The sequence below is a fragment of the Klebsiella sp. MISC125 genome, assembly GCF_051131775.1.
GTDB lineage: Bacteria > Pseudomonadota > Gammaproteobacteria > Enterobacterales > Enterobacteriaceae > Klebsiella.
On the sequence record NZ_CP180448.1, the window covers coordinates 5,174,172 to 5,200,732 of the forward strand.

The following is a 26,561-nucleotide window of genomic DNA, read 5'->3' on the forward strand; positions in this document are numbered from 1 at the left end:
TGAACCAGGCTATAATCAGGCCTGGTTTTTACTAATGAGAGCACGGCGTGACGCAGCCACGAGAAGGTTTTTTACTGACCCGTCACTGGCGGGATACCGCGCAGGGCACCGAACTGACCTTCTGGCTAGCGACCGATGACGGCCCGCTTCAGGTCACGCTGCCGCCGCAGGAATCCGTTGCTTTCATCCCCGAATCCCAGCGCGCGCAGGTTGAACGCCTGCTGCAAGGGGAAAACGGCCACCGTCTTGCTCCCCTTACCCTAAAAGATTTTCATCGCCAGCCGGTGTTTGGCCTCTACTGCCGCGCTCACCGCCAGCTGATGCGGCTGGAAAAAAAGCTGCGCGAAAACGGCATCACGGTCTATGAAGGCGATATTCGTCCGCCAGAGCGCTATCTGATGGAGCGCTTTATCACCGCCCCGGTGTGGGTCGAAGGTGACGCGCGCGGCCAGCAGTTGGTCAACGCGCGAATGAAGCCCAACCCCGACTACCGCCCGCCGCTGAAATGGGTCTCGCTGGATATCGAAACCAGCCGCCACGGCGAGCTCTACTGCATCGGTCTTGAAGGCTGCGGGCAGCGGGTCGTCTATATGCTCGGGCCTGAACCGGCCTCGCCGCCAGCCGTCAATTTTGAGCTGGAGTATGTTGCCAGCCGCCCCCTGCTGCTGGAAAAGCTGAACGCCTGGTTTGCCGCCCACGACCCGGACGTACTGATTGGCTGGAACGTAGTGCAGTTCGATTTACGTGTCCTGCAAAAGCACGCCGAGCGCTATCGTATCCCGCTGATGCTAGGGCGCGGCAACAGCGAACTGGAGTGGCGCGAGCACGGGTTTAAAAACGGCGTCTTCTTCGCTCAGGCCAACGGCCGCTTGATTATCGACGGCATTGAGGCGCTAAAATCCGCCTTCTGGAACTTCTCCTCTTTTGCGCTGGAATCAGTCGCTCGCGAGCTGCTCGGCGAGGGGAAAGCCATCGATAATCCTTGGGATCGGATGGACGAAATCGACCGCCGCTTTAATGAAGATAAACCGGCGCTGGCGACCTATAACCTGCAGGATTGCGAGCTGGTTACGCGTATCTTTCATAAAACGGAGATCATGCCGTTTTTGCTGGAACGCGCGACGGTCAACGGCCTGCCCGCGGATCGTCACGGCGGCTCGGTCGCCGCCTTCGGCCACCTCTATTTCCCGCGTATGCACCGGTTGGGCTACGTCGCGCCAAACCTCGGCGAAGTACCGCCGCAGGCCAGCCCCGGCGGCTACGTGATGGACTCGCGGCCCGGCCTGTATGATTCGGTGCTGGTGCTGGACTATAAGAGCCTGTACCCGTCAATTATCCGTACCTTCCTGATTGACCCGGTCGGGCTGGTTGAGGGGCTGGCGCAGCCCGATAACGAACACAGCACCGAAGGCTTTCTTGGCGCGCGCTTCTCGCGTGAGAAACACTGCCTGCCGGGCATTGTCGGGCAAATCTGGCACGGGCGAGACGAGGCTAAACTGCACAAAAACAAACCGCTGTCACAGGCGCTGAAGATCATCATGAACGCCTTTTATGGCGTGCTGGGCACCAGCGCCTGCCGCTTTTTCGATCCGCGCCTGGCCTCCTCAATCACCATGCGCGGCCACGCGATTATGCGCCAGACCAAAGCGCTGATTGAATCCCAGGGCTATGACGTTATCTACGGCGATACCGACTCCACCTTCGTGTGGCTAAAGCGCGCCCACAGCGAAGAAGAGGCGACGAAAATCGGCCATTCGCTGGTGGCCTTCGTCAATGCGTGGTGGGCAACAGAACTTGGCAAAGATAATCTGACCAGCATCCTGGAACTGGAGTTTGAAACCCACTTCTGCCGCTTTTTAATGCCGACAATCCGCGGTGCCGATACCGGCAGTAAAAAACGCTATGCCGGGATGATTCAGGATGGTGACGAGCAGCGGATGGTTTTTAAAGGACTGGAGACGGTACGCACCGACTGGACGCCGCTGGCCCAGCAGTTTCAGCAGGAGCTTTATCTGCGCATCTTCCGCAATCAGCCTTACCGGGAGTATGTGCGCGAAACCATTGATAAGCTGATGAACGGCGAGCTTAACGATCGCCTGATCTACCGTAAACGCCTGCGCCGCCCGCTGGCGGAGTATCAGCGCAATGTGCCGCCGCACGTGCGAGCAGCGAGGCTCGCGGATGAGCAAAACGTCAAGCTGGGCAGGCCGCAGCAGTATCAGCAGCGCGGCAGCATTAAGTATGTCTGGACCACCAGCGGGCCCGAGCCGGTGGACTATCAGCAATCACCGCTCGATTATGAGCACTATTTGTCAAAGCAATTGCAGCCTGTTGCCGACGGAATTCTTCCCTTTGTCGACGACGATTTTGCTACAATAGTGACAGGTCAGCTGGGGCTATTTTGATTTTTACTCATTCATTCAACCTGCAAAAAAGCAGTAAATTGAAGGGTGAGCAGGACGTGACGAACGTTCCGCCATCCAGTAATATAGCGCCCTTTCCATTCCCGGACCCAATATTGACGCATCTCCGACCTTTCTGGAGACCCTCAACTATTGCCTGCAATTAAAGAACTAAAGAGCCGAACATATATGCCTTTTACACTTGGTCAACGCTGGATTAGCGACACAGAGAGCGAACTGGGATTAGGGACGGTGGTTGCGCTGGATGCGCGCATGGTTACCCTTCTTTTCCCTGCTATCGGCGAAAACCGTCTGTACGCACGCAACGACTCCCCGATCACCCGCGTGATGTTTAACCCGGGCGATACCATCACCAGCCACGAAGGCTGGCAGCTCCAGGTTGACGAAGTTAATGAAGAGAACGGCCTGCTGGCCTATACCGGCACCCGTCTCGATACCGAAGAAGCCAACGTCGTCCTGCGTGAAGTGCTGCTCGACAGCAAGCTGGTCTTCAGCAAACCCCAGGATCGCCTGTTCGCCGGACAGATCGACCGCATGGACCGTTTCGCCCTGCGCTATCGCGCGCGCAAATTTCAAAGCGAACAGTACCGTATGCCGTGGAGCGGCCTGCGCGGACAGCGCACCAGCCTGATCCCGCATCAGTTGAATATCGCCCACGATGTCGGGCGCCGTCACGCGCCGCGCGTCCTGCTGGCAGATGAAGTGGGCTTAGGTAAAACCATCGAAGCCGGGATGATCCTCCATCAACAATTGCTCAGTGGCGCTGCCGAACGCGTGCTGATCGTCGTTCCGGAAACTCTGCAACACCAATGGCTGGTGGAAATGCTGCGCCGCTTCAACCTGCGCTTCTCGCTGTTTGATGACGAACGCTATGCCGAAGCCCAGCACGACGCCTTTAACCCGTTCGAAACCGAACAGCTGGTTATCTGCTCGCTGGATTTCGTGCGCCGCAGCAAGCAACGTCTGGAACACCTGTGCGATGCCGAGTGGGACATTATGGTCGTCGACGAAGCACACCACCTGGTGTGGAGCGAAGAGGCACCTAGCCGTGAATATCAGGCGATTGAACAGCTGGCCGAACGCGTGCCGGGCATTCTGCTGCTGACCGCAACCCCGGAGCAGCTGGGTATGGAGAGCCACTTCGCTCGCCTGCGTCTGCTTGACCCTAGCCGTTTCCATGATTTCGCTCAGTTCGTTGAAGAACAGCAAAACTACCGCCCGGTGGCCGACGCCGTTGCCCTGCTGCTGGCGGGCAATAAACTCAACGATGCCGAGCTGAACGCGCTGAGCGATCTGATCGGCGAGCAGGATATCGAGCCGTTATTGCAGGCCGCCAACAGCGACCGCGATGACGCCCAGGCCGCCCGTCAGGAGCTGGTCTCCATGCTGATGGATCGCCACGGCACCAGCCGCGTGCTGTTCCGCAACACCCGTAACGGCGTCAAGGGTTTCCCGAAACGCGAGCTGCACACCATTCGTTTGCCGCTGCCGACCCAGTATCAGACCGCTATCAAGGTCTCCGGCATTATGGGTGCCCGCAAAACTGCCGAAGAGCGCGCCCGCGACATGCTCTATCCAGAGCAGATTTATCAGGAATTTGAAGGTGATAGCGGTACCTGGTGGAACTTCGACCCGCGCGTCGATTGGCTGATGGGCCACCTCACCAGCCATCGCTCGCAGAAAGTGCTGGTCATCTGCGCCAAAGCAGCCACCGCGCTGCAGCTGGAGCAGGTCCTGCGCGAGCGCGAAGGTATCCGCGCGGCAGTGTTCCATGAGGGCATGTCGATTATCGAGCGCGACCGCGCCGCCGCCTGGTTTGCTGAAGAGGATACCGGCGCTCAAGTGCTACTGTGTTCTGAAATCGGCTCCGAAGGGCGTAACTTCCAGTTCGCCAGCAACCTGGTGATGTTCGACCTGCCGTTCAACCCGGATCTGCTCGAGCAGCGTATCGGCCGTCTGGACCGTATCGGCCAGGCCCACGATATTCAGATCCACGTTCCGTATCTGGAAAGAACCGCTCAGTCGGTGCTGGTACGTTGGTATCACGAAGGGCTGGACGCATTCGAGCACACCTGTCCGACCGGCCGCACCGTTTACGACAGCGTGCATAACGAACTGATTAACTACCTTGCCGCGCCAGAGAATACCGACGGCTTTGACGATTTGATCAAATCCTGCCGCCAGCAGCACGACGCGCTGAAAGTCCAACTGGAACAGGGTCGCGACCGCCTGCTGGAGATCCACTCTAACGGCGGAGAAAAAGCCCAGGCACTGGCGGAAAGCATTGAAGAGCAGGATGATGACACTAGTCTTATCGCCTTCTCCATGAACCTATTTGATATTGTCGGTATCAACCAGGACGATCGCGGTGAAAACCTGATAGTGCTGACCCCGTCCGACCATATGCTGGTCCCTGACTTCCCGGGCCTGCCGGAAGATGGCTGCACCATTACCTTCGAACGTGATGTTGCGCTGTCTCGCGAAGACGCGCAGTTCATCACCTGGGAGCACCCGCTGATTATCAACGGTCTGGATCTGATCCTCTCCGGCGATACCGGCAGCAGCACCATTTCCCTGTTGAAAAACAAAGCGCTGCCGGTAGGAACCCTGCTGCTGGAGCTGATTTACGTCGTCGAAGCGCAGGCGCCGAAGCATCTGCAGCTTAACCGCTTCCTGCCGCCGACGCCGGTGCGCATGCTGCTCGACAAAAACGGTAATAACCTCGCCGGCCAGGTGGAGTTCGAAAGCTTTAACCGCCAGCTGAGCGCAGTTAACCGCCATACCGGCAGCAAGCTAGTTAACGCCGTCCAACAGGATGTTCACGCCATTTTGCAGCAGGGCGAAGGGCAGGTAGCAAAAGCGGCCCAGGCACTGATCGATGCCGCGCGTAGCGAAGCTGACGATAAGCTGTCGGCTGAACTGTCGCGTCTTGAAGCGCTGCGCGCCGTTAACCCGAACATCCGCGATGATGAACTGTCGGCTATCGAGAGCAATCGTCAGCAGGTGATGGACGCGCTGGCCCAGGCAGGCTGGCGTCTCGACGCGCTGCGCTTAATCGTGGTCACCCACCAGTAACGGAACGCGAATATGGCGATGGAAAACTACAATCCGCCACAGGATCCCTGGCTGGTTATCCTCTATCAGGATGAGCACATTATGGTGGTCAACAAGCCCAGCGGCTTGTTGTCCGTGCCGGGGCGGCTGGAGGAACACAAAGACAGCGTGATGACGCGCATTCAGCGCGACTTCCCGCAGGCTGAGTCAGTGCACCGCCTGGATATGGCCACCAGCGGCGTGATTGTGGTGGCGCTGACCAAAGCAGCCGAGCGCGAGCTGAAGCGTCAGTTCCGCGAACGCGAGACGAAAAAGCAGTACGTCGCCCGCGTGTGGGGGCATCCGGAAAAAGCGGAAGGTCTGGTGGATTTACCGCTGATTTGCGACTGGCCGAACCGGCCAAAGCAGAAGGTGTGTTACGAAACCGGCAAAGCGGCGCAAACCGAGTATGAAGTGCTGGAGTTCGCACAGGATAATACCGCCCGCGTGCGCCTCAAGCCGATTACCGGACGTTCGCATCAGCTGCGCGTGCATATGCTGGCGCTGGGCCATCCGATTCTTGGCGACCGCTTTTACGCCTCGCCAGAAGCGCTGGCCATGGCGCCGCGTCTGCTGCTGCACGCCGAAACGCTGACCATCACCCACCCATCGTTCGGTAACGCGATGACGTTTCGCGCCCCCATCGATTTCTAATCGTTCAGAACTGTCCCGGGTCGTGCCGCTAGCGGCTCACCCGGGCTATCCCATCGCTTATTCAGCAAACGAGAAGTTCGCGTTAATCGCGGGCAAACCACGCATCAATCATCTTCTCGACGCGAGCGACAACCAGCCCGGTATCATGACGACGACTGCGGGCGCAGGCGTGCGCGGGTTCTTCGCACAGCAGGCAGCGGCGTTGATTTTCACCCATTGATTGACGACCAACCAGGCCATTTTTCGGGCAAATCACGTCGATATCCCACAGGCGGCCCAGCGGATGAGTCTGTTCCAGCTCCGAGCAAAACGCTTTGATTTCACTGGCGGCGTGATCAACACACCACAGCGCTTCCGGGCCGGTCGGCAGCCACAAGACCTGGCGATCGAGCGTTTGCCAGCGATGTTTCCACAGCATCTGATCGCAGGCCTGCAGCGCCACACCCATCATATTACGGTAGCGAATGCTGTCTTTCACCGCGCCCGGCGTCACCAGGGTCAGCGAAATTACCGGCTGCTGATAATGGGCTAACCAGTCGGCCTGGCGAGCCGCACGCTGCTCTTTCGCCGCCAGCAGCGCTTCCATGCTTACGCCCTCACGGGCGAGAGTATCCACTGACATTTGTTCCTCTCCTCACTTAATAAAAGACAGCGATCGGGCTGTCGTCGCAATAGCGAATAATGGCGCTGATTGTATCGCTAAACGATCCCTGTTTTGGAGACGGGGCGCAGAAATTTTCTGCGCCATTTAGCACGAAAAAGCAGACTTAACTGTTACAAAAAAGTTAAATCAGGCTAAAAAATGACTGAGGAATAGCAGACCCAATGAAACATTAATCGCACCACCAATTCTTGTTGCGATCTGCGCGAACGGCATCAGGTTCATGCGGTTGCCGGAAGTCAGAATCGCCACGTCGCCGGTGCCGCCCTGACCGCTCTGGCAGCAGGAAACAATCGCCACATCAATCGGGTGCATACCTATCTTTTTCCCCACCACAAAGCCAGTCGCCACCAGCGCCGACACGGTGCTGATAATCACCAGCAGGTTGCTCACGGTGAAGGCGTTGACCAGCTCCTGCCAGGGGGTGATCGCCACGCCAACGGCAAACAAAATCGGATAGGTCACTGCCGTGCGGAAAAATTTATACACCATCTGCGAGCCCTCCTGCAGACGCGGAGAGACACCGTTAGCCAGTTTCAGCAGTACTGCGAGGAACAACATCCCCACCGGAGCCGGCAGGCCAATCATCTTTTGACCCAACATTCCCAGCATATACAGCAGCACAGCCAGCAGCGCGCCGGAGGCCAGCGTCGTCACATCCATTTTTCCCTCAGCGGACTCTTCGCGGTGCGTTTCGTTGCGGCGGTTTGGCATCAGCTGTCCTTCGCCGGTTAAATGCGGGAAGCGCTTGCCGAGCTGGTTTAAACAGCCGGAGATAACAATCGCCGTCAGGCTGCCCAACATCACCATCGGCAGCACGCGGCCCAGCGCAACGCCCTGATCCATATGCATCAGCGCGGCATAGCCTATCGACAGCGGGATAGCCCCCTCACCTACGCCGCCAGCCATAATCGGCAGGACAATAAAGAAGAATACCTGGAACGGCTCCAGCCCCAGAGCGGTACCGACGCCAACGCCAACCAGCATGCCAACGATTTCTCCGCACAGCATCGGGAAGAAAATCCGCAGAAAGCCCTGAATTAGCGTGGTACGGTTCATGCTCATGATGCTGCCGACGATGATGCAGCAAATGTAGAGATAGAGAATGTTGGTCGACTTATAGAACTTGGTGGTCGACTCCACCACCACGTCCGGCAGCAGGCCATAGTGCACCAGCGCGGAGGGAATAAACGTCGCGCAGATCGCCGCCGCGCCGAGCTTGCCCAGAACCGGCAAACGCTTACCGAATTCACCGCAGGCAAAGCCGAAAAAGGCCAGCGTTGCCACCATCACCACAATGTCGCTCGGCAGCTTGCCGCCCAGGCAGTCCAGCGCGATCAGGCCACCTGCTAGTAGAAACAGCGGCAGCGGGATAATACCGACTTTCCAGTTATCGAGGATATGCCACCAGCGCTGCTTGAGCGGTGCTTTCGGCGTGTTAATAGGATCGATGGTTGCAGAGAATGCATTGTCTGTGGTGCTCATAATTAAGCCCTCTGGTTATTATTACTTTTCAGGTTAGAGGGCCATACGCAGACTTAATGTGAGTCTCGCCAGATTAAGAACGAAGTTTTAATGGTCACTATGGTTTTTATGGTTTCTATTATTTATGTGATATTTCTCTGATTTATTAGTGTGGTTTTTATGGTTTTAAATCTACCTGCTAATTCACCTTGATAAATTCACCGCCAGCGGATAATTCTGGTTCCCCTGACGCCTGTGTAGGCGTTCACAAGTTTTCTTCAGCCATGATGTCGGCAGCGCAAAAGATGATAGAGTGCCGCATCCCTGATACTGTGCATACTACTTATGAAAGTTTCATTTCAATTTAAGCTGTTCATTTCGCTGGTCGCCTTTTTCTCAGTTCTGTTCGCACTGCTGGGGGTTTATTATTATTTCGATGCCAGCCATCAGCTTTATCAGGAAATGAGCGCCCGCGCTAAAATACAGGCAGAAGAAATTGCTTTAATGCCGAATTTACGCCAGCAGGTGGCACTTGAAGACCCGCAGGCGATAAAACCGTTTATGCAAAATATCGCCGCCCACAGCGACGCCAGCTTTATCGTGATTGGCGATAAGCGGGGAGTGCATCTATTTCACTCGGTCCATCCGGAATGGGTCGGTACGCGGTTAGTTGGCGGCGATAACCAGGCGGTGCTGGAGGGGAAAAGCACCACCACCATCCGTAAAGGCGGGCTCGGCATTTCGCTACGCAGCAAAGCGCCGATTCTCGATGATGCGGGTCGGGTTGTCGGCATTGTCTCCGTTGGCTATCTCACCAGCTACCTCGACAGCATCACGCTGGAAAAAGTGATTAATATTTTCGTCGCCGCCGTACTGCTGCTTATCGCGCTGTTTGTCTTCTCCTGGTACTTCACCCGCAGCATCAAGAAGCAGATTTTCTCGCTCGAGCCGCGGGAAATCGGCCTGCTGGTGCGCCAACAAAAAGCAATGATGGAGTCGATATACGAAGGGGTGATTGTGATCGACCACAATCGGCGAATTAAAGTGATAAACCATGCCGCCCGCAGCCTGCTCGGGCTGAGCCAGCCCGCGCACCAGCTACGAGGTAAGTCGATCGATAATGTCATCACCCCGCAACCGTTTTTCGCCAGCACAGAGATGCTCGAAAGCGATACCCACGATGAGCTGTGTCGCTTTAATCAGCTTACCGTGCTCGCCAGCCGGGTGCGTATCATGCTGGAGGATTCGCTACAGGGCTGGGTAATTACCTTCCGCGACCGCGACGAAATCAACTCCCTTAGCGCCCAGCTCAGCCAGGTCAAACGCTACGTCGACAACCTGCGCATCATGCGTCACGAGCAGCTAAACCGCATGACCACGCTATCCGGACTACTGCATCTGGGCCACTATGATGAGGCGATTCGCTATATTCAGGCGCAGTCAGAACATGCCCAAGAGCTGCTGGACTTTATCTCATCGCACTTTAATTCACCGACGCTCTGCGGACTGCTGCTGGGTAAAGCCGCCAGGGCGCGGGAAAAAGGCGTTGAGCTGAGCTTTGACCCGGCCTGTCGTATCGACCGTCCTCTGCCGTCGTTGATGGAGTCCGAGTTAATTTCTATCATCGGCAACCTGCTGGATAACGCCATTGAAGCCACTCAGCGCGCCGAACTGCCGCACGAACCGGTTGAGGTTCTGATCCAGTTGAACGCCCGGGAGTTAATGATTGAAGTGGCTGACCGCGGGGTTGGTATTCGTGCGGAAATCCGCGAGCGCATTTTTGAACGCGGTGTTACCACCAAAACCCGTGGCGATCACGGCATGGGTCTGTATCTTATTGAACGTTATGTCACTCAGGCGGGCGGCACCATTGAAGTGTCCGATAACACGCCGCGCGGCGCGATTTTCACGCTGTTTATTCCCGCTGATGGGCCTGCTCATCCGCAACAAGAGACGCACTATGCATCATGACCTGGTCGATGTCCTGATCATCGAAGATGAAAACGAACTGGCGCGGCTGCACGCCGAGCTTATCCAGAAACACCCGCGCATGCGTCTGGTGGGTATAGCAGCCTCCCTTACCCAAGCGCGGCAAATGCTCAATACCAGGCCGCCGCAGTTGGTGCTGCTCGATAACTACCTGCCGGATGGCAAAGGGGTCACGCTGATGACCGATCCTGTTCTGGCTAATGCCCACTGCTCGGTGATTTTTATCACTGCCGCCAGCGATATGGAAACCTGTAGCCTGGCTATCCGCAACGGCGCTTTCGATTACATTCTCAAGCCAGTGTCATGGAAGCGCCTGAGCCAGTCGCTGGAGCGGTTTGTGCAGTTTTACGATCAACAGCGCGAATGGAAGATTGTCGACCAGCAGAACGTCGATTCGCTGTATCAACTACAGGCAAAAAACTACCGTACCGACAGCGGCAGTAAAGGCATTGAGGAGAAAACGCTGGCGCTGGTGCAAAACCTGTTTACCGGCAGAGAGGATCGCTGCTTTTCGGTGGATGAAGTGGTTAGCGAGGCTGGATTAAGCAAAACCACTGCCCGGCGCTATCTGGAGCACTGCGTGGAGATCGGCTTTCTGGAAGTGGAGATGCTGTACGGGAAGATTGGCCATCCGCGCCGTATGTATCGTCGCGCCGCAAGCGCATCCTGACGCCTCTCCCCAACGGGGAGAGGCCAGTAGTTTAGAATCCGCGCTGCTCTTTAATCAGCTCCCAGGCTTTCTGGATTTCCTGCGCTTTTTGCTTAGCCATCTCCATCATTTCCGGCGGTAAGCCTTTCGCCACCAGTTTATCCGGATGATGCTCGCTCATCAGCTTACGATAGGCGCGCTTGACGGTGGTGGCATCGTCGGTCGGCTTTACCCCCAACACATTACAGGCATCTTCAAGAGTTGGCCCGCGCTGCGCCTGCTGCCAGCCAGCGTTGCCGCCGTGCTGCCCGTATGACTGCTGCGAACCGCCGCCAAACTGCGCGCCGCCCTGCATCATACGCAGGAACTGCTCAAACTGGGCGCGGGAGATACCCAGTTCATCGGCAATGACAAACAGTACTTCGCGTTCGTTGGGGTGCAGGTCGCCGTCAGCGAAGGCCGCCTGCAGCTGAATTTCCAGAAACATCCGAATCAAATCGAACCGACCAAAACAGACGCTGCGCAGCTGGCGCATTTTCTCACGCAGCGGGTAATCATCTGATTTTCCGACCCGAAACGCGTGCTGCGCCGCGGTGCGCGCTTCACCGTGCAGGCTCATGCGATCCATCAGTAAATTGGCGACGTGGATATCCGCTTCGGTGACGCGCCCTTTGGATTTAGTCAGATGCCCCATCACCTCGAAGGTGGTGGAGAAAAATAGCGACTGACGCTCCTGCTGGTTGGTAAAAACATTCAGCCGACGACTGCGCGCCCGGTCAAACATATGTCCAATTAAGAAGCCCAGCACCACGCCCCAGAAGCCGCCACCCATCATCAACGCAACCGCAACGCCAATTATTTTACCCAAATACTGCATAGACTCCCCAATCTCTCTGCCGCCAGTTAAGCTATATCTGACCGCACATTACAAAGCGTTGACGCCTCGGTCAATTGTGGGACATAGCCTATAATTTGCTTTATCATACTCGTCATTCTACACGGTGCCTAACGCTCGGGTTCGAAACGGGCAGGATTAACACTAGCGCGATTAAGATGAGTACGTTAGGCTCTGACCGTTTGCAAGCCGCTGCCACACGATGACGGAACAACAAATACAACGTATGAAAAAACGTATTCCCAGCCTCCTGGCCACCATGATTGCCAGCGCCTTGTATAGCCAACAGGGCCTCGCTGCCGATCTCGCCACGCAATGTATGCTTGGCGTCCCAAGCTACAATCGTCCTCTGGTTGAAGGGAAACCCAACGACCTGCCGGTGACGATCGATGCCGATCATGCGAAGGGTAATTATCCTGATAACGCCGTTTTTACCGGCAACGTTGATATCAATCAGGGTAATAGCCGCCTGCAGGCCGATGAAGTTCAGCTCCATCAACAGCAGGCCGCGGGTCAGCCGCAGCCTGTACGCACGGTCGATGCGCTCGGCAACGTTCACTACGACGACAATCAGGTTATCCTGAAAGGGCCAAAGGCCTGGTCGAACCTGAACACCAAAGATACCAACGTCTGGCAGGGCGACTACCAAATGGTTGGCCGTCAGGGGCGCGGTACCGCTGACCTGATGAAACAGCGCGGTGAAAACCGCTATACCATTTTAGAAAACGGCAGCTTTACCTCCTGTCTGCCGGGCTCTGACACCTGGAGCGTCGTCGGCAGCGAAGTTATCCACGACCGCGAAGAGCAGGTCGCGGAGATCTGGAACGCACGCTTTAAGCTCGGCTCAGTGCCGATTTTTTACAGTCCCTACCTGCAACTGCCGGTGGGCGATAAGCGTCGTTCAGGCTTCCTGATCCCTAACGCTAAATACAGCACCAAAAACGGCGCAGAATTCTATCTTCCTTATTACTGGAATATCGCGCCGAACTTTGATGCCACCATCACCCCGCACTATATGAGCAAGCGTGGCGGCGTGATGTGGGAAAACGAATTTCGCTACCTGACTCAGGCTGGCGCGGGTTTATTCGAGTTTGATTACCTGCCATCGGATAAGGTTTACGAGGACGATCACTCTGGCGACAGCAACAGTCGCCGCTGGCTGTTCTACTGGAACCATTCTGGCGTCGTAGACCAGGTGTGGCGCTTCAATGCCGACTACACCAAAGTCAGCGACCCGGACTACTTTAACGATTTCAGCTCCAAATACGGTTCCAGTACCGATGGCTACGCTACGCAAAAATTGAGCGCGGGCTACGCCAATCAGAACTTTGACGCGACCGTATCGACCAAGCAGTTCCAGGTCTTTGACCGCGACTCAAGCAACGCCTATTCCGCTGAGCCGCAGCTGGACGTGAACTACTATCAGAACGATGTCGGCCCGTTTGATACCCATTTTTACGGGCAGGCGGTGCATTTCGTTAACTCGAACAGCAACATGCCGGAAGCGACTCGCGTTCACTTCGAGCCGACTATCGATCTGCCGCTGTCTAACGGCTGGGGCAGCATCAATACCGAAGCCAAACTGCTGGCGACCCACTATCAGCAGAATAATATTGATGAATACCGCTCTTATACCAAGCGGCAATACAGCAACAATCCTTCGGACTCAAATCGAAATGCACTTGATTCCGCAAATGCTCTAAAAGATTCAGCTAACCGTGTGATGCCGCAGTTTAAAGTTGATGGCAAAATGGTGTTCGAACGCGATATGCAAGAGAGCTATACCCAGACGCTCGAACCGCGTATGCAGTATCTGTACATCCCCTATCGTGACCAGAGCCATATTGGCACCTACGACTCAACGCTGCTGCAATCGGACTACAGCGGTCTGTTCCGCGACCGTTCATACAGCGGCCTCGACCGTATTGCATCTGCCAACCAACTCACTACCGGCGTCACATCTCGCGTTTATGATGCCGCCGCAGTTGAACGTTTTAATGTTTCCGTTGGTCAAATCTACTATTTCACCGAGGCACGTACCGGTGATGACAACATCAACTGGGAGAACAACGACACGCGGGGTTCACTGGTATGGGCTGGCGATACCTACTGGCGCATCACCGATGACTGGGGTTTACGCGGGGGAATTCAGTATGATACGCGTCTGGATAACGTCGCTACCGGCAGCGGAACCGTGGAATACCGTCGCGACGAAAACCGTTTAGTGCAGCTTAACTATCGTTACGCGAGCCCGGAATACATTCAGGCGACTCTGCCATCGTATTCCACCGCGAAGCAATATAAAGATGGTATTTCGCAGGTCGGGATGACCGCCAGCTGGCCAATCGTCGATCGTTGGGCAGTCGTTGGCGCGTACTACTACGACACGAATACCAGAAAGTCAGCAAATCAGATGTTAGGGGTGCAGTATAGCTCTTGTTGCTACGCTATCCGTGTCGGCTATGAACGTAAGATCAACGGCTGGGATAACAGCAGCAGCGAAAGCAAATACGACAACACCTTCGGCTTTAACATCGAGCTGCGTGGTCTGAGCTCCAATTACGGCCTCGGCACACAGCAGATGCTGCGTTCGAACATTTTACCGTACCAGAGCTCCCTGTGATGTGGCTGGTTTAAACGTAATCCGCAATTGCGGTTAATTGAAATGGAAAAAGTATGAAGAACTGGAAAACGCTGCTTCTCGGTATCGCCATGATCGCGAATACCAGTTTCGCTGCCCCACAGGTTGTCGATAAAGTAGCGGCTGTCGTCAATAATGGCGTTGTTCTGGAAAGCGACGTCGCTGGTTTGATGCAATCGGTAAAACTTAACGCCGGCCAGGCCGGGCAGCAGCTGCCGGATGACGCCACCCTGCGTCATCAGATCCTCGAACGTCTGATCATGGATCAGATAGTGCTGCAGATGGGCCAGAAAATGGGCGTGAAGATCTCTGACGATCAGCTCGACCAGGCCATTGCCAACATCGCTAAGCAGAACAATATGTCGATGGATCAGATGCGCAGTCGTCTGGCCTATGACGGCATTAACTACAACACCTACCGTAGTCAGATTCGCAAAGAGATGACGATTTCGGAAGTGCGTAACAACGAAGTTCGTCGTCGCATCACCGTTCTGCCGCAGGAAGTAGAAACCCTGGCAAAACAAATTGGCGATCAGAATGACGCCAGCACTGAGCTGAACCTCAGCCACATCTTGATCCCGCTGTCGGAAAACCCAACTTCCGAGCAGGTTGCAGAGGCTCAGGACCAGGCAAACTCAGTAGTTGAGCAGGCGCGTAGCGGCTCAGACTTCGGCAAATTAGCCATCACCTACTCTGCCGATCAGCAGGCGCTGAAAGGCGGTCAGATGGGCTGGGGTCGTATTCAGGAACTGCCGGGCATCTTCGCTCAGGCGCTAAGCACCGCGAAGAAAGGCGATATCGTTGGCCCGATTCGTTCCGGCGTTGGCTTCCATATCCTGAAAATTAACGATATGCGCGGCGGCAGCAAAAGTATCTCCGTTACCGAAGTTCACGCTCGCCACATCCTGCTGAAACCTTCGCCGATCATGAACGACGATCAGGCACGGGCGAAGCTTGAGCAGATCGCAGCAGATATTAAGAGCGGCAAAACCACCTTTGCTCAAGCGGCGAAAGAGTTCTCTGAAGATCCAGGTTCTGCTAACCAGGGCGGTGATTTAGGTTGGGCGACGCCGGATATTTTCGATCCGGCGTTCCGCGACGCGATTCTGCGCCTCAACAAAGGCCAGACCAGCGCTCCGGTTCACTCATCCTTCGGCTGGCACCTGATTGAATTGCTGGATAGCCGCAACGTCGACAAAACCGACGCCGCGCAGAAAGACCGTGCTTACCGCATGCTGATGAACCGTAAATTCTCCGAAGAAGCGGCTACCTGGATGCAGGAACAGCGCGCCAGCGCGTACGTTAAAGTTCTGAGTAACTAAATGACCGGTACACAACGAGTCGTTATCACTCCCGGCGAACCCGCCGGGATTGGCCCCGACCTCGTCGTGCAGCTTGCGCAGCGCGACTGGCCGGTAGAGCTGGTGATTTGCGCCGATGGCGCCCTGTTATCCGACCGAGCAAACCTGCTCGGTCTTCCTTTATCCCTTCGGCCTTACGACCCCACCGTTCCTGCCTCAGCGCAGCGCGCGGGCACCCTGACGCTTCTTCCTGTCGCTCTCAACGCACCGGTTGAGCCAGGTGTGCTTAACGTTAGCAACGGTGGTTACGTGGTCGACACGCTGGCCCGCGCCTGCGATGGCTGCCTGAACGGCGAATTTGCCGCGCTGATCACCGGGCCGGTACATAAGGGCATTATCAACGATGCAGGTATCGCCTTTACCGGTCACACCGAGTTCTTTGAAGAGCGCTCACAGGCCAGTAAAGTGGTGATGATGCTGGCAACCGAAGAGCTGCGCGTGGCGCTGGTGACCACTCATCTGCCGCTAAAAGCGATAAGCGATGCGATTACGCCCGACCTGCTGCGTGAAATCATCACCATTTTGCATCACGACCTGCGCACCAAATTTGGCATTAATGACCCTCACGTGCTGGTCTGCGGCCTGAACCCGCATGCAGGCGAAGGCGGTCACATGGGAACGGAAGAGATCGATACGATTATTCCGGTGCTTGAAGAGATGCGCGCAAAGGGCATGAACCTGAGCGGCCCGCTACCGGCAGACACCCTGTTTCAGCCAAAATATCTCGACCATGCCGATGCGGTACTCGCGATGTATCACGATCAGGGCCTGCCCGTGCTAAAATACCAGGGCTTTGGCCGCGGCGTGAATATTACGCTCGGTTTACCTTTTATTCGCACCTCCGTTGACCACGGTACCGCACTCGAACTTGCGGGCCAGGGAAAAGCGGAAGTCGGCAGTTTTATCACGGCGCTTAATCTCGCCATCAAAATGATTGTTAATACCCAATGAATAATCGAGTCCATCAGGGCCACTTAGCCCGTAAACGTTTCGGGCAAAACTTTCTCAACGATCAGTTCGTGATCGACAGCATTGTCTCGGCCATTAATCCACAAAAAGATCAGGCGATTGTTGAAATCGGCCCCGGCCTTGCCGCACTAACCGAGCCGGTCGGTGAACGCCTCGACAAGTTGACCGTTATCGAGCTGGACCGCGATCTGGCTGCACGTTTGCAAACGCATCCGTTCCTCGGACCGAAGCTGACGATTTATCAGCAAGATGCCATGACCATGAACTTCCGCGAGCTGTCGCAGACCATGGGCCAGCCGCTGCGCGTGTTTGGCAACCTGCCATACAATATCTCCACGCCGCTGATGTTCCATCTGTTCAGCTATACTGATGCCATTGCCGACATGCACTTTATGCTGCAAAAAGAAGTCGTCAATCGTCTGGTTGCCGGGCCGAACAGTAAGGCGTATGGTCGATTGAGCGTGATGGCGCAATATTACTGCCAGATAATTCCGGTACTTGAAGTCCCGCCGAGCGCCTTTACGCCAGCTCCTAAAGTGGATTCTGCCGTCGTGCGTCTGGTGCCTTACCGCACGCTGCCGCATCCGGTAAAAGAGATTCGCGTGCTGAGCCGCATCACCACCGAGGCTTTCAACCAGCGTCGGAAAACGATCCGTAATAGCCTCGGCAATCTGTTCAGCGTCGAGGTTCTGACCGAGCTGGGTATCGACCCGGCGAAGCGCGCAGAAAATATTTCCGTGGCGCAGTATTGTCAGTTAGCTAACTGGTTATCTGAGAACGCGCCCACCAAGGAGAGCTAACCATGATCAATTCGCCCCGAGTTTGTGTGCAGGTACAAAGCGTCTATATCGAATCGCAATCTTCTCCGGAAGAAGAGCGCTACGTTTTCGCTTATACCGTCACCCTGCGTAATTTGGGGCGGACTCAGGTTCAGCTTCTTGGTCGCTACTGGCTTATCACCAACGGCAATGGTCGTGAGACCGAAGTTCAGGGTGAAGGGGTTGTCGGCGAGCAGCCGCATATTCCGGCCGGCGGCGAATTTCAATATACCAGCGGCGCGGTCATTGAAACGCCGCTGGGCACCATGCAGGGACACTATGAGATGATCGATGTGAACGGCGCGCCGTTCTCCGTTGATGTCCCTGTTTTCCGTCTCGCAGTACCCACTCTCATCCATTAAAACAATGTCTACATACCTTATTGGCGATGTTCACGGTTGCTACGATGAACTGATCGCATTATTAGAGCAGGTGGAGTTTAATCCTGAGGCTGATACGCTGTGGCTCACGGGCGACCTGGTCGCGCGCGGCCCCGGTTCTCTGGAAGTACTGCGTTTCGTTAAGCTACTCGGCGATAGCGTACGCACCGTGCTGGGCAATCACGACTTACACCTGCTGGCGGTTTTCGCGGGTATCAGTCGTAACAAGCCGAAAGACCGGCTGAAATCATTGCTTGAAGCACCGGACGCTGACGAGCTGCTCAACTGGCTGCGCCGCCAGCCGCTGATGCAAATCGATGAAGAGAAAAAGCTGGTGATGGCTCATGCAGGCATCACTCCGCAGTGGGATCTGGAAACCGCCAAACAGTGTGCCCGCGATGTTGAAGCGGTGCTGTCCAGCGACTCCTACCCGTTCTTCCTCGATGCCATGTACGGCGATATGCCGAACAACTGGAGCAACGAACTCAGCGGTCTGGCACGCTTGCGCTTTATCTCCAACGCGTTTACCCGCATGCGCTACTGCTTCCCGAACGGGCAGTTGGATATGTATGCCAAAGAAGCGCCGGAAAGCGCCCCCGCACCGCTCAAACCGTGGTTCGCCATTCCTGGCCCGGTGGCTAGCGAATACAGCATCGCCTTCGGTCATTGGGCTTCGCTGGAAGGAAAAGGAACACCGGAAGGCATTTACGCGCTGGATACCGGCTGCTGCTGGGGCGGAGATCTTACCTGTCTGCGCTGGGAAGATAAAATGTACTTCACGCAGCCGTCGAATCGACAGAAAAATATGGATGAAGGCGAGGCGATCGCCTCCTGAACAAAGCGTCCCGAATAGCGCACGGAAAGAGCAATCAGGCTGCTGACACCGTGCGTTCTTCTGAATTTTCCCGGCGGCGCTTCGCTTGCACAGGCCGACAAAAACCAGTGAATACGTAGGCCGGGTAAGGCGCAAGCCGCCACCCGGCAGAACTACGAGCACAATATCTGAGCCGGTTTTTCATCAGCCCCAAACTCTAAAAGAGCGCGTATCCGGGCATAATATCCGCGTCAAATGAATACTCCACTGGCGGATTCATAAATTAATAAACCTCTTCAGCCAAAGGCAGCGCACGGTCCCTGGACCAACGAGCATACAGCACCAACGCAGCGTTCACTTCGTCAGAATCAAATGTATACAAATGCTCCATCATTTTCTGCGGATCGGCATCTGGCTGTTCAATAAAATCCAGCAGCGCCTCGAAATCCTCTTTATTTTGTTGGTTTTTTTGCGGATCGCTAAGGATATCAAGTAAGTGCATATGGCTTTCAGGCCCCCCGCAATCTTCCATAGGACAACGCATCCTGCCGTCAATGCAACCAAAAGGTAAAGGGATGGCGTCCTCTTCAATGAAATTTTTATTTTTGAGGACGATTTCATGCACCCAATCATCACCGAAATCATATGTATAGGTCAGAGTGTTACCACTTTTCTTGAGCAGTTCATTTAAGCGGGTCAACGCTTCATCTTCATCATCGAAGGATTCAGGCTCTTCAAGCCAGACCTTATTTTTGAATTTGAAGCTGTGAAGATGGCAATCCTCCCACCCCATCACAATTTGAATCACATCATGAAGGCGATCGAGAGTAATATCGGCAGGTACGACGAAGGAACGCCAGACAGGCGGGCTGACATCTTTGAGGGTGATTTTCAACTGATAGAATTTGTTCATGCAAATCTCCTTTTGATGAGCGCTATACATTCAGAATGTTAGCTTACACCAACCCCCGGCAACCTTGCGCTACCGGGGAGGAGAATCATGATTTAGCGGCGTTCCAGAATCTCGAAGCAGTAGCTGTGGGAGTTCTGCGCATCAGCGTCGTGAAACTCGCTGAATACCGACTCCCACTGGTCCGGATCGTAATCCGGGAAATGGGTATCGCCTTCCACTTCCGCATCAATATGCGTCAGATAAAGCTTGTGCGCTTTCGGCAAAAACTGCTCGTAAACGCGACCACCGCCAATCACCATCATCTCTTCAACATCGCCGCAGGCGGCAATGGCTTCATCAACGGACTTCACCCACTGCACGCGATCGTCGGTGCCGGGCTGGCTGCTAATAACGATATTTTTACGCCCCGGTAACGGGCGTCCGATGGATTCCCAGGTCAGACGACCCATGACTACCGGCTTGTTTAAGGTGTTGCGCTTAAACCAGGCGAGATCGGCAGGCAGGTTCCACGGCATGGCGTTTTCCATACCGATGACGCGATCTACCGCTAACGCCGCAATCAGACTGATCATTGATTAATTCCCGAATGCAAAAAATTGCCGCCACTATACGGAAAGCGTAATACTTCGTCGACTGGGCGAAGAGTAAAGAATCAGAAAATTTTAAGATTTGCTGGCAAGCCCACGTAAGCCACGTGAGCCGCCAGAACAGGATCTAAATTGAAAACAAATTGTTACTTGTAAAGCTAGCGTAACACGCGTAATTCATCGTCAGGCCGAGGGCTTATTCTGTGGCTCATCGGCAATATCGCCAGTGTGCCGTCCCTCTTCCGTCCCCTGCCAACCATGGCGCTGAACCAGCGATAAATGGTTGCGATCCTCGTTGATAATGCCGGTCAGCATATCGCTGGTGCGTTTGAACACCGCCACCCGGGAAGCCGCATCATTTTCCGCCATCGCCACCATCTCTTCGACCATTTGCAGATTGAAACGGCGGAACAGATCGGCACGCTCGCGAGCCTCATATGCCCCCAGCCCCAGCGCTTCGAGGGTCATACGCCCGGACTTCAGCGCCGCTTCAAAGGTTTCACGCTCTGGCGCTTCCACTCCGGCCTGACGCAGCTTGATGTAATGATCGACATCGCGGGCGCGAGAGATAATTTGCAGATGCGGGAAGTGCTCTTTCGCCAGTTCCGCCAGCTGCAGGTTAGTCTGCGGATCGTCGATGGCGTTAATCAGCACTTCTGCTTTTTCCGCCCCCGCCGATTCAAGCAGATCAACCCGCGTCGCGTCGCCGTAGAACACTTTCATATCAAACTTACGCAGGGTATCGACGTGGTCTGGGTCGTGATCGAGGATAACCATCTTCACGCCGCTGGAGAGCAGCACACGACCGGCAATCTGCCCGTAGCGACCGAATCCGGCGATGATGACTCGCGGCTGCTCTTCATCAATCTCATCGGCTTCACGCTCCTGACCGCTGGCGGATTTTTCCAGACGGGTCAGCAAAACCAGCAGGATTGGCGTCGCCGCCATCGATAATGCAACGGCCAGGGTCAGCGCCTTCGCCCACTCGCTGTCCAACACATCAGCCATCTGCGCCGCGCCGAAGACCACGAAAGCAAACTCGCTTCCCTGCCCGAGTAACACCGCAAACCAGCGGCGCTGGGAGCGCGGCACGCCTAACGGTTTAGCAATCAGCCACAGCATCACGGACTTGATAACCAGGAAACCCACCAGCAGAATAAGAATGCGCAGCGGGTGAGTCACCAGGGTACCGAAGTCGATAGACATTCCGACGCCGATGAAAAATAACCCCAGCAGCAGACCTTTAAACGGCTCAATATCGCTTTCCAGCGCATGACGGTACTCGGAGCTTGCCAGCAATACTCCGGCAAGGAACGCCCCCATCGCCATCGATAGCCCGACCTCTTCCAGCAGCAGTCCGAAGCCAAACACCAGAAACAGGGCCACGGCGCTGAACACTTCACGCAGACCGGAGCGCGCAACAAAGCGCAGCATAGGCCGGGTCAGATAGCGGCCGAGCGCCACCACCAGCGCCAGCGCGCCCGCCACCTTCAGCGCTGACAGAGCAAACGCCCCCAGCGTCGTTGAACCGCCGCTCGCCGCCAGCAGCGGGATCATCGCCACCAGCGGAATTGCCGCGATATCCTGGAACAGCAACACCGCAAAGGCGCTCCGGCCCAGCTGCGTCACCGTCAGGTTACGTTCGTTCATCGCCTGCATGGCAATCGCCGTTGATGAGAGCGCTAGGGTCATACCAATCAGCTCCGCCACCTGCCAGCGCAGGCCCAGCGACATACAGAACAGGCCGATTAGCGCCCCGCAGACCACCATCTGCAACGCCCCGCCACCGAACACCGAGGCGCGCAGCTTCCACAGGCGCTGCGGATCCAGCTCCAGGCCGATGACAAAAAGCATCAGCACCACGCCGATTTCCGCAAAATGCAGAATCGATTCGGCGTCGGTGACTAGCCGCAGCCCCCACGGGCCAATAATACAGCCAGCGATTAAGTAGCCGAGCACCGACCCCAGCCCAAGACGTACGGCAATCGGCACAATCAGCGCGGCGGACCCCAAATAGATGAGCGCCTGTATGAGCGTATGGCTATCCATTATTGTGCGCCTCCTGCCATTCGATTAAGCGTTGCCGATAATGACGCGCCTGCGCCTGAAGGGTTTCGTCATCGCAGACAAAGGTGCAATGCATGGCGAACGGCGGCAGCCATTTCATGCCACAGTACAAACCCGTCGCCTGCAGCGGCTGCGCCAGAACGTCAAAACCGGGGAATGAACCGATAGCAAAGTGGCTTTCGCCGCCGCCGGTGGTCACTGCCCACATCAGCGATTTCCCGCGCAGCGCGATGCCGTTGTGGCCGTAAGCCCAGCCGTGCGACAGAACTTTATCCATCCACAGCTTCAGCAACGGCGGCACACTATACCACTGCATCGGATGCTGCCAGATGACCAGATCGGCGCGAGCCAGCGCCGCCTGTTCGGCGGCGATATCGATGTTGAAATCGGGATAAAGTTGATAGAGAGAGCGTATCTCTACGCCATCAAGCGTCCTTGCCTGCTCAAGCATCCGCTTATTCGCATGCGAGTGCTGCGGATAGGGATGTGCATAAATTATAAGAATCATTGATTCGCCTGCGTTAACTCTTGTTGTAATCAGCAAGAGTGTAGACAGTTAATTGAATCGCTTACAATGATAAGTGTGATTTATATCTCATAGTGTTACGCATTCCGCGGTTGTTTAACGATCGCGGCATCCGGCTGAGCGGTATCGAGGTCGCACTTCTTCGGCAGCAGAAAGGTAATCGTCCCGGCAATGATTAACGATCCGGCCAGCGCGCAAACCGCCACGTTCTGCCCGTAAAGATAAATCATCACCCCCACCAGATACGGACCGCAGAACCCACCAAGGTTACCCAGGCCATTAATCACGCCGCGCGCGCTACCGGCCACCTCCGGCGAGGCGATACGTCCCGGCATTGACCAGAATGGGCTGGTTGCCGATTTCAGGAAGAAGCCGCAGACCACCAGCGCGATATAGGCCGCCACCACATGTTCACGCAATATTACCGAGGCCACCAGCGCCGCTGCGAAGCAGTAAAGCGAGAAACGAACCCACAGACGACGTTTGCCGCTGCGGTCGCTGAACAGCGAAATCACGTAGATTCCTGCCAGCGTCGCCATGAACGGCAGTATGGCGAGGAACCCGACGCTGGCCATGCTACCGCCGGTCAGCCCCTTCAGGATGGTCGGTAGCCACAACGTGTAGCCATAATCGCCGGTCTGGTAGAAGAAATTGAGGATCACCAGCTTCATCAGGCCAGGGTTGCGGAACACATCTTTAACCGGCGCGTTGCTTACCGGCGCTTCCGCCAGCTTCGCCGCCCGCTCGGCGGCCAGGGTAGTGACCAGATACTGACGCTCGCTTTCCGGCAACCAGCGCGCCTCTTCCGGACGGTCGCTAATCATGAACCACCACACTACCAGCACCACTATCGACAGCAGGCCTTCGATGATAAACAGCCAGCGCCAGTCAAGCGCCGCGATAATCGCGCCCGATACCGGCGCGGTAAGCATGCCGCCCAGCGGAGCAAACATCATCACGAAAGCATTCGCCCGGCCGATCTCTTTCTCCGGGAACCAGTTGCTGATCATGGTCAGCACCACTGGCAGCATTCCGCCCTCAGAGACGCCGAGAATAAAACGCAGTACCAGCAGCTGATATTCGTGAGTGACAAAACCGGTGGCAATAGAGACCACAGCCCAGGCCACCAGCGACCAGGCAATAAATTTCTTCCCACTGCCGTTTACCGCAATTCTGCCGCCGGGTATTTGCAGAAATAAATAACCAATAAAAAATATTCCGCTGGCGACACCGGCCATCTGGCTGGTAATACCTAAATCGGTTTCCATTCCGCCGGGCAGCGCAAAGCTAATATTAACCCGGTCCATAAACGAAATAATACAGGCGATCAACACCGGCGTAATAATACGCAACCAGCGGGTGCTGGGGATTTTATCGTTCATATATCGCACTCTCTATGCAGAGGTTATCATTGTAATAAAGTGAGCGTAGGGACAGAGAAAAAGAGATGATAATTAATTAATCGCGTTCGGTAATTCCGCGCCGGAGAAATAAGCGACTACGTTGGCGTATACCACATCGCTCATTTTCTGCCGCGTCTCATGAGTCGCGCTGGCAACGTGTGGTTGCAGGACCACATTGTCGAGCGCAATGAGTTCAGCTGGTACGTTTGGCTCATCTTCGAAGACGTCGAGACCGGCCCCGGCGATAACACCGTTTTGTAACGCATGTATCAGCGCTTTCTCATCCACCAGCGAACCACGGGCGATATTAATCAGCCAGGCGTGTTTCGGCATGACGTTAAACACGGAAGCATCAATCAGCCCGCGGTTAGCTTCGCCGCCCGAAGCCGCGATCACCAGGAAGTCGCTTTCGTGGGCCAGCGTGTGCAGGTCCGCGCACCACTGATAGCGCAGTCCTTTAACCTTTTTGCGATCGGTATAGAGCACTTCCATATCGAACCCGCTCGCGCGGCGGGCGATAGCCTGACCGATATTGCCCATCCCCAGCAGGCCAATGCGTTTGCCGCTCACCTGGGTTGCCAGCGGCAGTCCGCCGTTCAGCCAGCGCCCCTCACGCACAAAACGATCGCCCTGACACAGCTGACGCGAACCGGCCAGCAGCAGACCCATCGCCAGGTCGGCAACATCGTTGGTCAACACGCCGGAAGTGATAGAGACGGCAATCTGCCGGGAGCGCGCGAAATCTAAATCGACAGCATCAGTGCCCACGCCGAAGATAGCAATCAACCCAACGTGCGGCAGCAGCTCCAGAACGCTGTTCTGTACGCCAACATCGCCTCGGGTCACTACAGCGGCAATGTTTTCCCCCTGCTCGCGCAGAAAAGCAATCGGGTCTTCCTGCTCATACAGGCGATACAGCGGAAACTCTGCAGCCAGCTGCGCCTGCAGAGCGTCAATAACGGGGGCCACTAAAAGGACGGCGCGGGTAATAGCATTATTCATCAGATCACCTGTTTGATAGTTCAGTACGACGGTAGTCACTATCAAACGGGTTTTTTGTGTGGTTTTTTGCGATCTGCGTCACGCTGAATCGTGTTAAAAATAGCTGTTACGCTCTCCGTGATCGCTAAGACAAAACCAGCTTGCGGCGGGCGTACGGTGGACGATGCGTTAACCTTCTGCTAACACCGAGCCATCGCCGTTCAGGCAGGATTAAATGGTTTCGCCCATCGACAGCCGATAATGCAGATCGACTTTTTCAATAGTGGGCAGCCCTTTGATTTTCTTGATTAAGATCTCTGTTGCCACTTTGCCCATCTCAAAGCGCGGGGTCAGCACGCTGGCGAGGCGCGGAGAGATTATCTGCCCTATCTCCAGACCATGAAAACCCGCAATCGCCAGCTCCTGCGGCACATTGATACCGCAAGCGAGGCATTCCTGTAACACGCCAACCGCCAGATCGTCATTGGTGCACAAAATCGCGTCCATATCGGCGTACATCTGCCGCGCCAGGGTCATCATTCCGGTGCCTATCGACACCGACGATACCTTATTCGGCGCGATACGCCCTTGCGGCAATCCGGCATTCGCCATCGCCTGACAGTAACCGGCATAGCGCTGCTCATCACGCACATCAGACATCGAACCAAAGTAGATAACCCGCCGCTTACCGCTCGCCAGCAGCATATTGGTCATATCAAACCCGGCTTTAAAATTATCGAAGCCAACATTGATACGCCCGACGTTGTCCGTCAGCCCCATCACTTCAGCCACGGGAATTTTCGCCGCATTGAGGTATTTGTCAGCCCGCAAAGTATGGGCCGACTCGGTTAACAGCAGCCCCTTGACGTTAAAGGCCAGCACGGCGGCGATCTGCTCCTCTTCGCGCTGGCGGTCGTAATCGTAGTTCACCACCAGCGTCTGGTAGCCGTGTGCGGTAGTGACCGACTCAATTCCAGCCAGCAGGTCGGCAAAAATTTGATTATGAAAGGAGGGAATAAGCACGCCAATGCGCGGGACGACAACGCTGATCATCGCCGGATTATCGGGGTCCGGCTCATAGCCAATTTCGGCAATCACGCTGGCGATACGCTCCGCCGTTTCAGGCTTCACTTTATCCGGGGTACGTAAATAGCGGCTGACGGTCATCTTAGTTACGCCCGCCAGCGCTGCAATATCATTGAGCGTAATGCGTTGTGCTTTCATCTATCGGCCCGTCAAATACATCCACTGCATCAGGCCATTATGCCTGTCG

At 55.6% G+C, this 26,561-nt stretch carries 21 protein-coding genes; 11 read left to right on the forward strand and 10 right to left on the reverse strand.

Annotated features, from left to right (window positions below):
- The first annotated feature begins 47 nt into the window (after window positions 1-47).
- The 3 genes from polB to rluA all read left to right on the forward strand — a co-directional run bounded on the left by polB (window position 48) and on the right by rluA (window position 6,170).
- Window positions 48-2,405 (forward strand): DNA polymerase II, encoded by a 2,358-nt coding sequence (gene polB / locus ACMYSL_RS24235; RefSeq protein WP_304255955.1) that lies wholly within the window; start codon window positions 48-50, stop codon window positions 2,403-2,405.
- A gap of 186 nt (window positions 2,406-2,591) precedes the next feature.
- Window positions 2,592-5,498 (forward strand): RNA polymerase-associated protein RapA, encoded by a 2,907-nt coding sequence (gene rapA, locus ACMYSL_RS24240; protein ID WP_434660144.1) that lies wholly within the window; start codon window positions 2,592-2,594, stop codon window positions 5,496-5,498.
- A gap of 12 nt (window positions 5,499-5,510) precedes the next feature.
- The gene (gene rluA / locus ACMYSL_RS24245; RefSeq protein ID WP_434660145.1) at window positions 5,511-6,170 is read left to right on the forward strand and encodes a bifunctional tRNA pseudouridine(32) synthase/23S rRNA pseudouridine(746) synthase RluA; all 660 of its coding nucleotides are present in this window, start codon (window positions 5,511-5,513) and stop codon (window positions 6,168-6,170) included.
- An 82-nt stretch (window positions 6,171-6,252) separates the two neighbouring features.
- Here rluA and citX read toward each other — a convergent pair whose 3' ends face one another.
- The gene (gene citX, locus ACMYSL_RS24250) at window positions 6,253-6,792 is read right to left on the reverse strand and encodes a citrate lyase holo-[acyl-carrier protein] synthase (protein WP_110272603.1); all 540 of its coding nucleotides are present in this window, start codon (window positions 6,790-6,792) and stop codon (window positions 6,253-6,255) included.
- 168 nt (window positions 6,793-6,960) lie between these two features.
- Window positions 6,961-8,316 carry a 2-hydroxycarboxylate transporter family protein gene (locus ACMYSL_RS24255; protein WP_181483622.1) on the reverse strand — a complete coding sequence of 452 codons (1,356 nt, stop codon included), beginning with the start codon at window positions 8,314-8,316 and terminating at the stop codon, window positions 6,961-6,963.
- 324 nt (window positions 8,317-8,640) lie between these two features.
- Between ACMYSL_RS24255 and ACMYSL_RS24260 the strand changes: the two genes are divergently transcribed.
- Both ACMYSL_RS24260 and ACMYSL_RS24265 read left to right on the forward strand, forming a co-directional pair.
- A complete protein-coding gene (locus ACMYSL_RS24260) occupies window positions 8,641-10,266 on the forward strand; it encodes an ATP-binding protein (protein WP_434660148.1) in 1,626 nt (541 codons plus the stop codon).
- Window positions 10,256-10,954, forward strand: coding sequence for a response regulator (locus tag ACMYSL_RS24265; RefSeq protein WP_112215558.1), 699 nt, complete (start codon window positions 10,256-10,258; stop codon window positions 10,952-10,954). Before ACMYSL_RS24260 ends, ACMYSL_RS24265 begins: the two co-directional genes overlap by 11 nt.
- A gap of 31 nt (window positions 10,955-10,985) precedes the next feature.
- On the opposite strand, the gene djlA is transcribed toward ACMYSL_RS24265, so the two are convergent.
- Window positions 10,986-11,810: a co-chaperone DjlA gene (gene djlA / locus ACMYSL_RS24270; RefSeq protein ID WP_181483625.1), complete on the reverse strand. Its 825-nt coding sequence runs from the start codon at window positions 11,808-11,810 to the stop codon at window positions 10,986-10,988.
- A 244-nt stretch (window positions 11,811-12,054) separates the two neighbouring features.
- Here djlA and lptD point away from each other — a divergent pair, with 244 nt between their 5' ends.
- From lptD to apaH, 6 genes are read left to right on the forward strand one after another with little or no spacing between them, the layout of a single operon-like run.
- A complete protein-coding gene (lptD, locus tag ACMYSL_RS24275) occupies window positions 12,055-14,451 on the forward strand; it encodes an LPS assembly protein LptD (protein ID WP_434660151.1) in 2,397 nt (798 codons plus the stop codon).
- Between the two features lie 53 nt (window positions 14,452-14,504).
- On the forward strand, window positions 14,505-15,791 hold the full coding sequence (surA, locus tag ACMYSL_RS24280; RefSeq protein ID WP_304255939.1) for a peptidylprolyl isomerase SurA: 1,287 nt from the start codon (window positions 14,505-14,507) through the stop codon (window positions 15,789-15,791).
- Window positions 15,792-16,781 carry a 4-hydroxythreonine-4-phosphate dehydrogenase PdxA gene (gene pdxA, locus ACMYSL_RS24285; RefSeq protein WP_304255936.1) on the forward strand — a complete coding sequence of 330 codons (990 nt, stop codon included), beginning with the start codon at window positions 15,792-15,794 and terminating at the stop codon, window positions 16,779-16,781.
- Window positions 16,778-17,599 (forward strand): 16S rRNA (adenine(1518)-N(6)/adenine(1519)-N(6))-dimethyltransferase RsmA, encoded by an 822-nt coding sequence (gene rsmA / locus ACMYSL_RS24290; protein WP_110272611.1) that lies wholly within the window; start codon window positions 16,778-16,780, stop codon window positions 17,597-17,599. Before pdxA ends, rsmA begins: the two co-directional genes overlap by 4 nt.
- Window positions 17,600-17,601: 2 nt before the next feature.
- Window positions 17,602-17,979 carry a Co2+/Mg2+ efflux protein ApaG gene (apaG, locus tag ACMYSL_RS24295; RefSeq protein WP_110272612.1) on the forward strand — a complete coding sequence of 126 codons (378 nt, stop codon included), beginning with the start codon at window positions 17,602-17,604 and terminating at the stop codon, window positions 17,977-17,979.
- Between the two features lie 4 nt (window positions 17,980-17,983).
- The gene (gene apaH, locus ACMYSL_RS24300) at window positions 17,984-18,832 is read left to right on the forward strand and encodes a bis(5'-nucleosyl)-tetraphosphatase (symmetrical) ApaH (RefSeq protein WP_181483630.1); all 849 of its coding nucleotides are present in this window, start codon (window positions 17,984-17,986) and stop codon (window positions 18,830-18,832) included.
- Window positions 18,833-19,094: 262 nt separating this feature from the next.
- Here the strand turns inward: apaH and ACMYSL_RS24305 are convergent, their stop codons facing one another.
- The 7 genes from ACMYSL_RS24305 to ACMYSL_RS24335 form a co-directional block, all read right to left on the reverse strand.
- Entirely contained in the window at window positions 19,095-19,724 is a 630-nt protein-coding gene (locus tag ACMYSL_RS24305) for a plasmid pRiA4b ORF-3 family protein (protein ID WP_434660154.1), read from the reverse strand.
- Window positions 19,725-19,816: 92 nt separating this feature from the next.
- Complete coding sequence (folA, locus tag ACMYSL_RS24310) at window positions 19,817-20,296, reverse strand: type 3 dihydrofolate reductase (protein ID WP_112215565.1); 480 nt, start codon at window positions 20,294-20,296, stop codon at window positions 19,817-19,819.
- Between the two features lie 198 nt (window positions 20,297-20,494).
- A complete protein-coding gene (kefC, locus tag ACMYSL_RS24315; RefSeq protein WP_181483631.1) occupies window positions 20,495-22,360 on the reverse strand; it encodes a glutathione-regulated potassium-efflux system protein KefC in 1,866 nt (621 codons plus the stop codon).
- A complete protein-coding gene (kefF, locus tag ACMYSL_RS24320) occupies window positions 22,353-22,886 on the reverse strand; it encodes a glutathione-regulated potassium-efflux system oxidoreductase KefF (protein WP_110272616.1) in 534 nt (177 codons plus the stop codon). Before kefF ends, kefC begins: the two co-directional genes overlap by 8 nt.
- A 95-nt stretch (window positions 22,887-22,981) precedes the next feature.
- Window positions 22,982-24,286: an MFS transporter gene (locus ACMYSL_RS24325; protein ID WP_434660156.1), complete on the reverse strand. Its 1,305-nt coding sequence runs from the start codon at window positions 24,284-24,286 to the stop codon at window positions 22,982-22,984.
- Window positions 24,287-24,358: 72 nt separating this feature from the next.
- Window positions 24,359-25,309: a 2-hydroxyacid dehydrogenase gene (locus ACMYSL_RS24330; RefSeq protein WP_434660158.1), complete on the reverse strand. Its 951-nt coding sequence runs from the start codon at window positions 25,307-25,309 to the stop codon at window positions 24,359-24,361.
- Window positions 25,310-25,519: 210 nt separating this feature from the next.
- Entirely contained in the window at window positions 25,520-26,512 is a 993-nt protein-coding gene (locus ACMYSL_RS24335) for a LacI family DNA-binding transcriptional regulator (protein WP_181483634.1), read from the reverse strand.
- Window positions 26,513-26,561: the final 49 nt, after the last annotated feature.

What these genes read in the sequence shown, in the direction of transcription:
- rluA (WP_434660145.1), top strand. Translation starts at nt 5,511, where the DNA reads ATGGCGATGGAAAACTACAATCCGCCACAGGATCCCTGGCTGGTTATC.
- folA (WP_112215565.1), bottom strand. Translation starts at nt 20,296, where the DNA reads ATGATCAGTCTGATTGCGGCGTTAGCGGTAGATCGCGTCATCGGTATG.
- surA (WP_304255939.1), top strand. Translation starts at nt 14,505, where the DNA reads ATGAAGAACTGGAAAACGCTGCTTCTCGGTATCGCCATGATCGCGAAT.
- ACMYSL_RS24265 (WP_112215558.1), top strand. Translation starts at nt 10,256, where the DNA reads ATGCATCATGACCTGGTCGATGTCCTGATCATCGAAGATGAAAACGAA.
- ACMYSL_RS24325 (WP_434660156.1), bottom strand. Translation starts at nt 24,286, where the DNA reads ATGAACGATAAAATCCCCAGCACCCGCTGGTTGCGTATTATTACGCCG.
- lptD (WP_434660151.1), top strand. Translation starts at nt 12,055, where the DNA reads ATGAAAAAACGTATTCCCAGCCTCCTGGCCACCATGATTGCCAGCGCC.
- pdxA (WP_304255936.1), top strand. Translation starts at nt 15,792, where the DNA reads ATGACCGGTACACAACGAGTCGTTATCACTCCCGGCGAACCCGCCGGG.
- ACMYSL_RS24260 (WP_434660148.1), top strand. Translation starts at nt 8,641, where the DNA reads ATGAAAGTTTCATTTCAATTTAAGCTGTTCATTTCGCTGGTCGCCTTT.
- ACMYSL_RS24330 (WP_434660158.1), bottom strand. Translation starts at nt 25,309, where the DNA reads ATGAATAATGCTATTACCCGCGCCGTCCTTTTAGTGGCCCCCGTTATT.
- rapA (WP_434660144.1), top strand. Translation starts at nt 2,592, where the DNA reads ATGCCTTTTACACTTGGTCAACGCTGGATTAGCGACACAGAGAGCGAA.
- ACMYSL_RS24255 (WP_181483622.1), bottom strand. Translation starts at nt 8,316, where the DNA reads ATGAGCACCACAGACAATGCATTCTCTGCAACCATCGATCCTATTAAC.
- citX (WP_110272603.1), bottom strand. Translation starts at nt 6,792, where the DNA reads ATGTCAGTGGATACTCTCGCCCGTGAGGGCGTAAGCATGGAAGCGCTG.
- rsmA (WP_110272611.1), top strand. Translation starts at nt 16,778, where the DNA reads ATGAATAATCGAGTCCATCAGGGCCACTTAGCCCGTAAACGTTTCGGG.
- ACMYSL_RS24335 (WP_181483634.1), bottom strand. Translation starts at nt 26,512, where the DNA reads ATGAAAGCACAACGCATTACGCTCAATGATATTGCAGCGCTGGCGGGC.
- kefF (WP_110272616.1), bottom strand. Translation starts at nt 22,886, where the DNA reads ATGATTCTTATAATTTATGCACATCCCTATCCGCAGCACTCGCATGCG.
- apaG (WP_110272612.1), top strand. Translation starts at nt 17,602, where the DNA reads ATGATCAATTCGCCCCGAGTTTGTGTGCAGGTACAAAGCGTCTATATC.
- djlA (WP_181483625.1), bottom strand. Translation starts at nt 11,810, where the DNA reads ATGCAGTATTTGGGTAAAATAATTGGCGTTGCGGTTGCGTTGATGATG.
- ACMYSL_RS24305 (WP_434660154.1), bottom strand. Translation starts at nt 19,724, where the DNA reads ATGAACAAATTCTATCAGTTGAAAATCACCCTCAAAGATGTCAGCCCG.
- apaH (WP_181483630.1), top strand. Translation starts at nt 17,984, where the DNA reads ATGTCTACATACCTTATTGGCGATGTTCACGGTTGCTACGATGAACTG.
- kefC (WP_181483631.1), bottom strand. Translation starts at nt 22,360, where the DNA reads ATGGATAGCCATACGCTCATACAGGCGCTCATCTATTTGGGGTCCGCC.